Here is a 12,502-nt window from a genome sequence, read left to right on the forward strand (position 1 = left end):
CGTGTCGTTCGATCAGATCATCACGTGCTGCTCGGGGTGGCCGACGAAGCTGAACTGGGCGTTGCGGGTGAGCTTGTAGTCCTGGGCCTTCCAGGTGTGGGCGGAGGCGTCGGCGCCGCGCATGTAGACGAAGTTGAAGCGGTCGGCCGAGTAGATGCGCACGCCGTCCTCCTTGCAGCGGCGCACCAGGCGGGTGTCCTCGCCTGCGTTGACCGGGTCGAACGCGTACGCGCGCAGCAGGTCGGCCTTGGCGAGGATGGTGGCGCCCTGCACCAGGTGGGCGTAGCGGTGCTCGAGGCCGGGCAGGCGGATCACCGTGGTGTCGGCGGCGGGGAAGTACGTGTAGTGGGCGCCCTTGCCGGTCATCTCGGCCTCGGAGTAGTCGAAGGCGCGCAGCAGGTCCGACAGGTAGTGCTCGCCGTAGAGGTTGTCGTCGTCCATCTTGGCGATGTAGTCGCCCTCCGCGCGGGCGATGCCGAGGTTCAGCACCTCGCCGAGCGTCAGCGCCGGATCGGCGGTCAGCACGGTGACCGCCGGGATGCCGGCGGCGAGGGCCTTGTCGCGCACGACGGCCGGGTCGATGTCCAGGCCGTGCAGCACGAGGACGAGTTCGAGGTCGCGGTGCCGCTGCCGGGCGACCTGGGCGATGGCGTGTTCGAGCTGGCCCGCCCGGTTGGTGGGCAGCACGATCGACACGCTCTTGGACCGCACGGTGACCGGGCGGCCGAGGTCGGTGAGGATCTGGTCCACCCGGTGCGTGAACAGGTGCTTGTCGAACACCTCGCGCATGGCGAGGTGCCCCTGCCTGGCCCGCAGCTCCGGGCTGTTGATGAGGTAGAGGGCCTGGTTGTAGGCCTCCTCCTGCGTGTGCGCGACCGGGATGAGCGGCCCGAAGGTCTCCTCGATGGCCCGCGACCAGCCCGAGAGCACGGTGGTGGAACAGGCCGACAGCTCGAACACCCGCCTGGCGCACATGGTGGGCGAGTCGATGACCGAGTTCACGTTGAGGAAGACCTTGTACATCTTGTACGCGGCCAGCATCTGCTCGTACGGCAGCTCGCCCACGATGTGCGGGCGGTACTCGGCGGGCCAGGCGTACTTGTCGCCCGCCTTGTCGTTGCGGGCGAAGATGTGCAGGCCGAGCTCCCGGGCGGGCGCGATGACCGTCTCCATCTGCTCGCGCCGCTCGGGGTGCTTGTCGCGGAAGTACATGCCCGCGAAAACCACGTCGTAGGTGCGGCCCTGCTTGGTCTGCACGGGGTTGTGCACCCGGGGCTGCGCCGCGAACTGCAGCACGCCGACGCGGTCGTGCCCGAGGATCTCGCGGTACTTCGGCACCATGTCGCCGTCGCACGTGTAGACGTGGTCGAACAGCTTGGCGGTGTCGATGAAGAAGTCGAAGTTGGGCGGGTCCTCCTTGTTCCAGAAGACCGTGGGGATGCCCTCCTCGCGGCACCAGGCCACGAGGTCGCGCAGTTCCTGCTTGGGGGCGTTGGTGCCGGTCATCTGGTAGCGCCAGCGGCCCTGGTTGCCGTGCCAGGCCGACTCGCAGAACAGCACGTCCGGTCGCGTGGCCGCGAAGATCTCCCGCCAGTCGGTGAGCCCGAACTCGATCTGCTCCCACTCGTAGCGGAACGCCAGCCGCGAGAAGTCGTCCAGGATGACCGCGACCTTCAGGTCCGGCCGGTTCACCGGGCCGGACGGCCACTGCAGGTGCGGGATCCGCACCTCGGGGGCGTGCGCGAGCGTGGCGTCGATGGTCAGGCTGCTTGCGGCGACGGTCGGCGGGGCCTTCGGGGCCTTGCCGGGCTTGATGGCCCGGGACAGGTCGCGCGGCAGGCGCACCAGCCCGGCCGGGCGGCGGGCGCCGGCGAGCACGGTGCTGAGGCGGTAGGGGCGCTGCGCCTTGGTGGCGGCGAGCTGCCACTGGGCGTAGTCGGCCCGGGCCTCGGCGGTGGCGAGGCGGCGCTCCAGCTCGCGGATGCGGTCCTCGTAGCGCTCGACGGCCTTGCGCTCCTCGGGGAGCCAGTTGGCCGCGCCGAGCCGCTGGAAGCGTGGTTCGTCCGGCTTGTTCTGGTCACTTGGGGCCATGGTGCGCCTTGCTCCCTCAGCGTCGGACTGCCTGTCGCGGGATGTCCGATCGTACGACTATCACCGGGTGAAAGTGGTGGTTTCCGGCTAAATGCCCAGATCGTAGCCCCGGGCGGGAGGTCAGGAGTCCTCGGGGGGCACACCCTGCGACGCGGGCGAGAGGTTGTCGCCCCGCAGCCACGCCTCGATGACGCGGGCGATGCGCGGCCCGGCCTTGCCGTCCCACAGCGGCGGCAGCTCCCCGGTCGGGGTGGCCGCGCCGTCGGCCAGCGCCTTGGACGCCTCGGCGGGCAGGGTGCGCGGGGTGACCAGGCGGTTGGTCCCGTGCGTGATGGTGATCGGGCGCTCGGTGTTGGGCCGCACGGTCAGGCACGGCACGCCGAGCATGGTGGTCTCCTCCTGCACGCCGCCGGAGTCGGTGACGACCAGCGCGGCGCCGCGCACCAGGGAGAGGAACTCGACGTACCCGAGCGGGTCGATGATGCTCAGGTTGCCGCCGGTCACCAGGCCCGCCTCGGCCAGGCGGGTGCGGCCCCGGGGGTGCAGCGGCACGACGACGGGCACCTGCTCGGCCACCGCCAGCACGCCGTCCACCAGCTCACGGGCCGACGCGGGGTCGTCCACGTTGGCCGGGCGGTGCAGGGTGGCGACGGCGTACCGCTCGGGCAGGCCGAGGCGCTCGCGCACCGGGGCCGGGTCCAGCTTGGGCAACGCGGAGAACAGGCTGTCGATCATGGGGTTGCCCACCAGGTGGACCTTGCCGGGCGCGACGCCCTCGGAGGCGAGGTGGGACAGGCCGTCCGGGCTGGTCACCAGCAGGATGTCGGCGAGCGCGTCGGTGACGACGCGGTTGACCTCCTCGGGCATCTCGCGGTCGAAGGACCGCAGGCCCGCCTCGACGTGGGCGGTCGGCACGTGCATCTTGGCGCAGACCAGGATCGCCGCGAGCGTGGAGTTGACGTCGCCGTACACCACCACGAGGTCCGGGCGGTGCTCGGAGACCACGTCCTCGAGGCCGGTGAGCAGGGCGGCCGTCTGGCGGGCGTGCGTGCCGGAGCCCACACCGAGGTTGGCGACGGGCTCGGGCAGGCCGAGGTCGGCGAAGAAGACGTCGGACATGAGGGCGTCGTAGTGCTGTCCGGTGTGCACGATGCCCTGACGGATCCCGAGCTCGCCGAGACCGCGCACGACAGGGGCCGCCTTGACGAAGTTCGGCCGGGCGCCGAGCACGTGCAGGACGAGGGGGTTTTCCCTCATTGACCTTGCCTTTCCCCCAGGAACCGACATGAGATGGGTAACTTAGCTCAAGCGGAGCCTATGGTACGGTCGCCGCGTGGTTTCCGAGGCCAGGCGGCCCGATCAGGTCACCCCGAAGTCGGCGCGCGCCGGCGTCGGAGGTTTCCTGAAGGGCTTCATCCAGCATCCGGTCATCGTCTCCAGGGTCTTCGTCACCAAGGTCAAGTCAGATCCGATGCGGGTGGCGCAGGCGGCCGCCGAGGCCATGCCGGCCCGGCTGCGGCCCGCCGTCGGCAAGGTGGCCTGGCCGGTGGCCCGCGTCGCGCGGGTGACGGCACGCAAGATCGCCCGCCGCATGGCGAACGGGCCGCTGGAGTCGGCCAAGAACGAGTTCGAGCGCGGGCACATGACCCGGGCCGTCGAGATCCTCCGGCCGCACTCGCGCTGGCCGTTCATCCGCCGCAGGATCGCCTATTACGAGGGCGAGAAGGCCGCGGTGAGCCCGGTGCCGATCCCGCCGAAGTCCAAGGTGATCGTGGGCGGGCGGATCGAGGGCCGGGTGCTGCACTGCGTCACCAACGCCCTGCCGTACACCCAGGCCGGGTACACCGTGCGCACCCACCGCATCGTGACCGCCCAGCGCGCCGCGGGGCTCGACCCGCACGTGGTGACGAGCTGGGGCTGGCCGATGCTGCAGGGGCACGCGGACGCCGAGCCGTACGACGAGATCGACGGCGTGCCCTACCACCGGCTGCTGCCGAGCGGCGAGGTGCCGTTCGAGAGCCGCGGCCGCATGGTGCGCGGGGCAGGCGAGGTCACCGAGCTGGTGCGCACGCTGCGCCCGCAGGTGCTGCACGCCGCCACCGACCACCGCAACGGCTCGGTCGCCCTCGCGGTGCGTGAGCGCACCGGCACCCCGGTGGTGTACGAGGTGCGCGGCTTCCTGGAGGAGACCTGGGCCTCCCGCGACCCCGCGCGGGTCGGCAGCGAGCGGCACCTGCTCCAGCGGGAGCGCGAGGCGCACATCATGCGCTCCGCCGACGCCGTGGTCACGCTGGCCGAGACGATGGCCACCGAGATCGCCGAGCGCGGGGTGCCCCGGGAGAAGATCTTCCTCGCGCCGAACGCCGTTGACGACACGCTGCTCACCGCCGACTACGACGGCGCCGCGTTCCGCGCCGCGTACGGCATCGCGCCGGGCGAGATCGTGGTCGGCTCGGTGTCCAGCATCGTCGGGTACGAGGGCTTCGCCACGCTGCTGTCCGCTGCCGCGCTGCTGCGCGACTCCGGCACGCCGGTGCGGGTGCTGATCGTCGGGGACGGCGCCGAGCGGCCCGCCCTGCTGGCCCAGGCCGAGAAGCTCGGCCTCGGCGACCTCGCGCTGCTGCCCGGCCGCGTGGGGCCCGAGGAGGCGCTCCAGGCTCAGGCCGCCCTCGACATCTTCGCCTGTCCCCGCGAGGACCTGCGCGTCTGCCGCCTGGTCACGCCGCTCAAACCGGTGGAGGCCATGGCGCTCGGCAAGCCCGTCGTGCTCAGCGACCTGCCGGCCCTCGCCGAGCTGGTCGGCTCGGACGGCGCGGGCCTGCTGGTGCCGCCGGGGGACCCGGCGGCGCTGGCCAAGGCTCTCGCCGGGCTGCGCGACGACCCGGCGCGCCGGGCCGAGATGGGCGAGGCCGGGCGGGCGGTGGTCGCCGCCAAGCGGACCTGGAGCCGGATCGCCGAGGGATATCGTGCGATCTACCAGTCCTTGCACCGGTGATTGTCGTAGCATGACCGGTTGGAACTTGTCGTGTCGTAACCCGTTCAATCGCATTAGACGTGAGCTGTGCGGACTTGAGATAGCCTTTGCCACCATGCAGTGTTCTTTCGGACTTCCTCAGGTCGCGGCGTGAGCGGATACGATCTCGCGGTCATCGGCCTCGGATACGTGGGCATGCCCCTGGCGAAAGAAGCCACGGGGGCGGGCCTTCGTGTCGTCGGTGTCGACGTCGACCCGCGCAAGGTCGATGCCCTGAACTCCGGCCGGTCCTACATCGACGATCTGAGCGACGCCGACCTGGACTCCATGCTGGGCAACGACTTCACGGCCACTCTCGACCAGTCCGTGCTCGCCTCCAGCTCCACCATCGTGATCTGCGTGCCGACGCCGCTCGATGAGGACCACCGCCCCGACCTGTCCGCCGTCCGCGGCGCCGTCGCGTCGGTGGGGCGCCACCTCCAGCGGGGCGCCCTGGTCGTGCTGGAGTCCACGACGTACCCCGGCACCACCGACGAGGTCGTGCGGCCGATCCTGGAGGAAGCCTCCGGGCTGACCGCGGGGGCCGACTTCCATCTCGCGTTCTCGCCCGAGCGCATCGACCCGGGCAACGCCAAGTACGGCCTGCGCAACACGCCGAAGGTCGTCGGCGGTTACACCGAGACCTGCCGCGACCGCGCCGCCGCGTTCTACGCCCGCTTCATCGAGCAGGTCGTGACGGTCAGCGGCACCCGCGAGGCCGAGATGGCCAAGCTCCTGGAGAACACCTACCGCCACGTCAACATCGCCCTCGTCAACGAGATGGCGATCTTCTGCGACGAGCTCGGCGTGAACCTCTGGGAGTCCATCGAGGCGGCCTCCACCAAGCCCTTCGGGTTCCAGAAGTTCCTGCCGGGCCCCGGCGTCGGCGGCCACTGCATCCCGGTCGACCCGTCCTACCTCTCCTACTCGGTGCGCAAGCTCGGCTACCCGTTCCGGTTCGTCGAGCTCGCCCAGGAGATCAACGAGCGCATGCCGGCCTACGTCGTGGCCCGGGTGCAGCGCCTGCTCAACCGGGCGCGCAAGCCGGTCAACGGGTCGCGGGTGCTGCTCATGGGCGTCACCTACAAGCCCGACATCGCCGACGAGCGCGAGACGCCGGCCGTGCCCATCGCACGGGCCCTCCTCGAGTTCGGCGCCGAACTGTCGTTCGCCGACCCGTACGTCAAGGACTGGAGGGTCGACGGGGCCGAGATCCCCCGTGAGGACGACCTGCGGCGGGCGGTGGAGCTGGCCGACGTGACCGTGCTCCTCCAGCAGCACTCGGCGTTCGACCTGGAGATGGTCGAGAAGCACGCGATACTCCTGCTCGACACCCGTGGCGTCCTCTCCGAGGGCGAACGCGTCGAGCGGCTCTGAAGGCGGGGTCGCTGCGTGCACGTGCTCGTCATGACGGTGGTCCACCACCCCGAGGACGCCCGGATCCTGCACCGGCAGATCCGCGCGCTCGTGGACGCCGGTCATGCCGTGACGTACGCGGCGCCGTTCACCGCGCGCGGCGTGGTGCCGCGCCCGTGGGTGACCGGGGTGGACCTGCCGCGGGCCGCCGAGCGTAAGCGGATCACGGCGGTCCGTGCGGCGCGGCGGCTGTTCAAGAGCCTGCGCGGCCAGGTGGATCTCGTGATCGTGCACGACCCCGAGCTGCTGCTCGCGGTGGCCGGGGTGCGGCGGCGCCCCCCGGTGGTGTGGGACGTGCACGAGGACACCCCGGCCACGTTGTCGCTCAAGCCGTGGCTGCCGTCGTTCCTGCGCCCGCCGACGCGGTTCCTCGCGCGGATGCTCGAAGGCACCGCCGAGCGTCACCTGCACCTGCTGCTCGCCGAGACCGCGTACGCCGGGCGGTTCCGCCAGGCGCACCTGGTGGTGCCCAACGAGACCTGGGTGCCCGACCACGTCAGCGAGCCGTCCGACGACCGCGTGGTGTACCTCGGGTGGCTCTCGGAGGCCCGCGGAGTGCGCGAGGCCGTCGAGGTGAGCAGGCTGCTGCAGCCGCACCGCGTGGCCGTCGAGCTCATCGGGTACGCCGACCCGCAGAGCAGGCCCATGCTCAACCAGGCGGTCGCCGAGGGCGTGCTGGAGTGGCGGGACTTCATGCCCAACGACGAGGCGCTCAAGCGGCTGGACGGCGCCCTCGCGGGGTTGTCGCTGCTGCACGACGAGCCGAACTACCGGCACTCCATGCCCACCAAGATCGTGGAGTACATGGCGCACGGCATCCCGGTCATCACCACGCCGTCGCCGCGGGCCGTCGAGCTGGTGGAGCGCTACCAGAGCGGCGTCGTGGTGCCCTGGAAGGACCCGCAGGCCGTGGTGAGCGCCGTGCTGCGGCTGCGCGACGACCCGCGTGCGCGGCGCGCCGCCGGGGCGCGCGGGTACGCGGCGGCCCGGGCCAACCACCACTGGCCGAACTCCGCCCGCAGGTTCGTGGCCCAGTTAGAGGCGTGGGCGGGAGAACGACGCTGACCTTCGCCCGCTGATCATGATTTATCCGGACATCAATACCTGCGTGAGGCCTGCGATCCCCCGTTCCCCCGAACCGCCGATCATGCTTTATCCGGACCACAACCCAAGAACGGTAGTCTCCTGAAGGTGCGCGGGCTCACTCTGTTGTTCGGAGCGGCTCTGCTGGCCGCCGTCGCGGCGATCGTGATCGTCCTCCCCGATTCCCCAGGGTCGCCCTCGGCGACCACACCGCCCGCCCGGCCCGCCGCGCAGGGCACCCCCACCGGCCCCACACCCACCGCCCCCGCGTTCAGCGACCCGTGCGGCACCTTCGACACCACCACGCCGACGCCGTACGCCGTCACCGGGTACTGGCTGGTGCCGACCACCGACCACTGCACGTGGCGCAGCCAGCTCCAGGCCATCCACCGCGTCGGCGGCGACACCGTGGTGCGCCTCGGCTTCGGGTTGCAGGCCCGCCCGGTGGACGACGACGGCCGCGTTCTCGACATGACCGGCGAGGAGCCCGACCCGCGGTACGAGAAGTGCCGGGAGAACGGCATGACCTGCGTGCAGGCCGCCGAGTCCGCGCTCAAGGCCGCCAACCCCGGCAACCGCATCACCTGGACGTACGTCTACCGCACCGACGAGGCGTTCGGCCCCGGGGTGTTCCGCTGCCCGCAGATGGAGCACACCGTCACCGTCGGCGAGGACGTCTTCTACCGCATCCTCGCCCCCGACGACGGCACCGACGACCCGACCTGCGACTTCACGTCCAAGGGCAAGGGCTACCACCTGATCCTCGTGGACGGTGCCCGCGAGGACTCCCTCAGCGAGATCCTCGGGCTCGCCGACCGCTTCGCGATGAAGGTCTTCCCCGCGCTGCCCGTGGCCCCGCGCGACCGCGTGGAGCCCACCAAGGCCGACCCCCGGCACATCGGCACCCTCACCACGCTCACCCGGCGGGTGCTGCAGGACTACGGCGACCGCTTCAAGGACCGCGCGTCCTTGGGCGGGGTGTACCAGCCGTTCGAGCTGCAGATCCGCGACTGGCCCGACCCGTCGGTGGTGGCGACCCTGCGGGTGTACGCCGAGCAGCACGACATCGTGCAGCAGGAGCTGCCCGGCAAGCCGATCATGGTCAGCCCCTACCTGGACGCGCGCAGGAAGAAGGAGTTCACCTCCACCCCCGAGCAGGTGAGGAAGGGCTTCATGGCCCTGGCCCGCACCGGCGTCGGCATCGTGGCCCCCCAGGACAGCCGCGGCACCGGCAAGGTCGGCCTGTTCTGGCCCAACCTCAACAGCCTGCCCGTGGACGAGCGCCTGAGGCCCGTCGTGGGCGACACCACGTACCGTGACGCGTACTACGGCTCCACCCGCGACTACTACCGCGCCATGGCCGAGGCGCTGGCCGAGCTGCGCGCCGAAGGCGAGGACCTGCAGCTCTGGGCCAACGTCGAGGCCTTCGAGCCCGAGGGCGACGGCGCCTGCGAGCCCGGCGGCAAGCGCGGCGCCACCACCAAGGAACGCCTGGACGAGGCCGTGGCCTTCGTCGGCCCCTACGTCTCCAAGATCATCAGCTACAAGTGGAGCAGCTTCTTCACCTGCGGCACTCCCACCCTGGCCGACCAGGTCGCCGCCGACTGGGACCGCCCCATCCCCATCCAGGCCCTGGCGGCCGGCCGCGGCATCCAGCAGGGCGTGGAGGTGCGCGGCTACAACCTCGCCGACGGCGTCGTCAGCCTGACCTGGCACGGCAACGACACCCCCCGCACCGTCGACTCCGCCACCGTGGGCTGGACCGACCGCACCCCCATCGCCGGCCTCCCGCCCGCCGTCCAGAAGGTCTGGGTCCCCGTCGACTGGTCCACCGTCCCCCAGGACGCCTGGATCAAGATCGAGGTGACCTCCAAGGACGGCCGCAAGAGCAACGCCCCCGTCTACCTGCACCGCGCGTCGTGAGCCCGGGCTAGCCGGCCAGGCGGAGCATCGGGGGGTGGAGGAGCTCGGCGGGGCCGCGGCGGTAGAGCATGGCGGGGCGGCCGCCGTCGCGGGTGGTGGTGTGGCCGGTGGGCACGAGGAAGCCGTCGGCCTTGGTGACCTTGCGGTGGAAGTTGCGGGGGTCCAGGGCGCGGCCCCAGACGATCTCGTAGACGCGGCGGAGGTCGGCCACGGTGAACTCCGCCGGGCAGAACGCGGCGCCGAGGGAGGTGTACTCCAGTTTGGCGCCCGCGCGCTCGATGCCGTCGAGCATGATGCGGCGGTGGTCGAACGCCATGGCGGTCAGGGAGGACACCGCCTGCCAGCTCATGTGCGCCTCGCTCGGGGCGGGCAGGTCGGGCGCGAGGCCCAGGTAGGCGACGCTCAGCACCCGCTGGCGGGGGTCGCGGTCGGGGTAGCCGTAGGTGCGGAGCTGCTCCAGGTGCACCGGGGCGCCGGGCAGGCCGGCACGCTCGGCGAGCACCCGGGCGGCCGCGGCCGGGAGGTCCTCCTCCAACTGGATGAAGCCCCCGGACAACGCCCAGCGCCCCTCGTAGGGCGGGCGGTCACGTTTCCAGACGAGCGCGCAGAGCTGCTGACTGCGCACAGTGAGGACGACGAGATCCACGCTGACGGGAATGCGCGGAACCATGGCAGGCACGTTACACCGCGCGACCCTCCACCATGTGAACACCCGCCAGACAGCGCCGCCCGGGCCGGCCCGCGGCTTACCGGGTGCGCGCGGGCGCGGTCGGCATAAGGTTGGGGCATGCCGCGATTTCGAGGGATTCTGGATGAGCTGCCGGTGTACCGGCCGGGGAAGACCGTGGTCGCTCCTGACGGGCGGTCGTTCAAGTTGTCGTCGAACGAGTGCCCCTATGACCCTCTGCCCGCTGTCGTCGACGCGGTGGCCGCGGCGGCGCGGGAGATGCACCGGTATCCGGATCCGGCGTGCGTGCGGCTCACCGAGGCGCTGGCCGAGCGGTACGGGGTGCCGTACGAGCACGTGGCACTCGGGGCGGGGTCGGTCACGGTGGCGCAGCAACTGCTGGAGACCGTGGGCGAGCCCGGGGCCGAGGTCGTGTACGCGTGGCGGTCGTTCGAGGCGTACCCGATCCTCTCCGGCCTGGCGGGGGTGACGTCGGTCCGGGTGCCGCTCGTCGACGAGACGCACGACCTCGAGGCGATGGCGGAGGCGATCACGCCGCGCACCCGGCTGGTGTTCGTGTGCAACCCCAACAACCCGACGGGCACGGTGAACCACGCCGACGAGCTGGTGGCGTTCCTCGACCGGGTGCCGCAGGACGTGCTGGTCGTGCTGGACGAGGCCTACCACGAGTACGTCAGGGACGCCGACGTGCCCGACGGAGTGCGGCTGTACGCGGACCGGCCGAACGTCGCGGTGCTGCGCACCTTCTCCAAGGCGTACGGGCTGGCGGGGCTGCGGGTCGGGTACCTGATCGGGCACGCGCCGGTGGCCGAGGCGGTGCGCAAGACCATGGTGCCGTTCGCGGTGAACGCCCTGGCGCAGGCGGCGGCGGTCGCGTCGCTCGCCGCCGAGGAGGAACTGCTCGACCGCGTGGAGGCCGTGGTCAAGGAGCGCACCCGGGTGCGGGACGGCCTGCTGGCCCAGGGGTGGGCGGTGCCGCCCAGCGAGGCCAACTTCGTGTGGCTGCGCCTCGGGGAGCGCACCATGGCGTTCGCCGAGCGTTGCGCCGCGTACGGCATCGCGGTCCGGCCGTTCGCCGGTGAGGGCGCCCGGGTGTCCATCGGCTCGCCGGAGGCCAACGACGTGCTGCTGGCCGCCGCGGAGGACTTCAGGACCGGCTGAGCTCCGCCTCGCCGGGTTCGGCGGCCGGTGCGTGTCCGTCCGGCCGTCTGCGGCGTTCCGTGGACACCACGAGGGCGACCCCGATGACGATCACCAGGCCGCCGGCGAGCATCTGCGGGGTGACGGTCTCGTGCAGGATCACGAGGCCGAGCAGCACCGCGACCACCGGGTTGACGTAGGCGTACGTGGACACCAGCGAGATGGGCGCGTTGCCGAGCAGCCAGGTGTAGGACGTGAAGCCCACCAGCGAGCCGAGGAACACGAGGTAGGCCAGGGCGAGCCAGGACGCGGTGGTCACCTCGGTGACGTGCAGCCGTTCGCCGATGACGGGTCCTGCCAGGAGCATCCCGACGCCGCCGACGGTCATCTCCACGGTGTTGGCGGCGAACTGGTCCTTCGGCATGGGCAGGCGGCCCGCGAGGAACGAGCCGACGGACCAGGACAGGGACCCGGCCAGCACGATGACGATCCCGGTGGTGCCGCCCGGGCCGCCGCCGTCCAGGGACAGGCCCGCGACGCCGCAGAAGCCGACGAGCACGCCGGCGAGGGTGAGCAGGTGCGGCCGGTCGCGGGCGAGCACGCGGAACACGACCAGCCACAGCGGCACCGACGCGACGAGCAGCGCGGCGAGGCCGGAGCTGATGTGCTTCTCGGCCAGGGCCACCATGCCGTTGCCTGTGGCGAGGAGCAGCACTCCGACCAGCCCCGCGCTGAGGAACTCCTTGCGGGTCATCCGGAAGGCCCGGCGGCCCCTGACCACGGCGAGCACCGCCCCGAGCACGAGGGCGGCCGCGGTGAACCGCAGGCCCCCGCTGATGAGCGGCGGGATGCTCTCGATCGCGACCATGATGCCGAGGTACGTGGAGCCCCAGACCACGTACACGGCTGCCAGCGCGGCCCAGACCTTGATGTCATGAGTGTTCTGCCCCATGACTAATGACACTATCGGGGCGCGTTTAAGAGACCTGTGGTGATTTCACCCCTTGAGACGGGTCTGTCCCGACCGGTGGAAACGGACATTATCCGCAGCTATCGAAGCCCTGCTTGTAGCACAGTTTTTTCCACATCGTGTGGATAACCAGTCGGTCAGGGGTGCCCGTACATCACATTTCCGCATCTGAACCGGC

General features: G+C 71.3%; 9 protein-coding genes. 5 read left to right on the forward strand and 4 right to left on the reverse strand.

Annotated features, from left to right (window positions below):
• Nucleotides 1–12: 12 nt before the first annotated feature.
• Complete coding sequence (locus tag ABGB17_RS10025; RefSeq protein WP_347627728.1) at nucleotides 13–2,091, reverse strand: glycosyltransferase; 2,079 nt, start codon at nucleotides 2,089–2,091, stop codon at nucleotides 13–15.
• A 120-nt stretch (nucleotides 2,092–2,211) separates the two neighbouring features.
• Nucleotides 2,212–3,348, reverse strand: coding sequence for a UDP-N-acetylglucosamine 2-epimerase (non-hydrolyzing) (wecB, locus tag ABGB17_RS10030; RefSeq protein ID WP_347627730.1), 1,137 nt, complete (start codon nucleotides 3,346–3,348; stop codon nucleotides 2,212–2,214).
• 76 nt (nucleotides 3,349–3,424) lie between these two features.
• On the opposite strand from wecB, the gene ABGB17_RS10035 reads away from it, so the two are divergent.
• The 4 genes from ABGB17_RS10035 to ABGB17_RS10050 all read left to right on the forward strand — a co-directional run bounded on the left by ABGB17_RS10035 (nucleotide 3,425) and on the right by ABGB17_RS10050 (nucleotide 9,526).
• A complete protein-coding gene (locus tag ABGB17_RS10035; RefSeq protein ID WP_347627732.1) occupies nucleotides 3,425–5,086 on the forward strand; it encodes a glycosyltransferase family 4 protein in 1,662 nt (553 codons plus the stop codon).
• Nucleotides 5,087–5,215: 129 nt separating this feature from the next.
• A complete protein-coding gene (locus tag ABGB17_RS10040; RefSeq protein WP_347627734.1) occupies nucleotides 5,216–6,481 on the forward strand; it encodes a nucleotide sugar dehydrogenase in 1,266 nt (421 codons plus the stop codon).
• A 15-nt stretch (nucleotides 6,482–6,496) separates the two neighbouring features.
• A complete protein-coding gene (locus tag ABGB17_RS10045) occupies nucleotides 6,497–7,585 on the forward strand; it encodes a glycosyltransferase (protein WP_347627736.1) in 1,089 nt (362 codons plus the stop codon).
• A gap of 126 nt (nucleotides 7,586–7,711) precedes the next feature.
• Nucleotides 7,712–9,526, forward strand: coding sequence for a DUF4434 domain-containing protein (locus ABGB17_RS10050; protein ID WP_347627739.1), 1,815 nt, complete (start codon nucleotides 7,712–7,714; stop codon nucleotides 9,524–9,526).
• 7 nt (nucleotides 9,527–9,533) lie between these two features.
• Here the strand turns inward: ABGB17_RS10050 and ABGB17_RS10055 are convergent, their stop codons facing one another.
• Nucleotides 9,534–10,196, reverse strand: coding sequence for an NUDIX domain-containing protein (locus tag ABGB17_RS10055; protein ID WP_347627741.1), 663 nt, complete (start codon nucleotides 10,194–10,196; stop codon nucleotides 9,534–9,536).
• A gap of 117 nt (nucleotides 10,197–10,313) precedes the next feature.
• Here ABGB17_RS10055 and hisC point away from each other — a divergent pair, with 117 nt between their 5' ends.
• Entirely contained in the window at nucleotides 10,314–11,375 is a 1,062-nt protein-coding gene (gene hisC, locus ABGB17_RS10060) for a histidinol-phosphate transaminase (protein WP_347627743.1), read from the forward strand.
• Here the strand turns inward: hisC and ABGB17_RS10065 are convergent.
• Nucleotides 11,362–12,306 carry an EamA family transporter gene (locus tag ABGB17_RS10065; protein WP_347627745.1) on the reverse strand — a complete coding sequence of 315 codons (945 nt, stop codon included), beginning with the start codon at nucleotides 12,304–12,306 and terminating at the stop codon, nucleotides 11,362–11,364. The two genes, hisC and ABGB17_RS10065, sit on opposite strands and share 14 nt — an antisense overlap.
• Nucleotides 12,307–12,502: the final 196 nt, after the last annotated feature.

This window comes from Sphaerisporangium sp. B11E5 (genome assembly GCF_039871875.1).
In the GTDB taxonomy this organism is placed as follows: domain Bacteria; phylum Actinomycetota; class Actinomycetes; order Streptosporangiales; family Streptosporangiaceae; genus Sphaerisporangium.

Coding starts and splice junctions, on each gene's coding strand:
- ABGB17_RS10025 (WP_347627728.1), bottom strand. CDS start 2,091: ATGGCCCCAAGTGACCAGAACAAGCCGGACGAACCACGCTTCCAGCGG.
- wecB (WP_347627730.1), bottom strand. CDS start 3,348: ATGAGGGAAAACCCCCTCGTCCTGCACGTGCTCGGCGCCCGGCCGAAC.
- ABGB17_RS10055 (WP_347627741.1), bottom strand. CDS start 10,196: ATGGTTCCGCGCATTCCCGTCAGCGTGGATCTCGTCGTCCTCACTGTG.
- hisC (WP_347627743.1), top strand. CDS start 10,314: ATGCCGCGATTTCGAGGGATTCTGGATGAGCTGCCGGTGTACCGGCCG.
- ABGB17_RS10065 (WP_347627745.1), bottom strand. CDS start 12,306: ATGGGGCAGAACACTCATGACATCAAGGTCTGGGCCGCGCTGGCAGCC.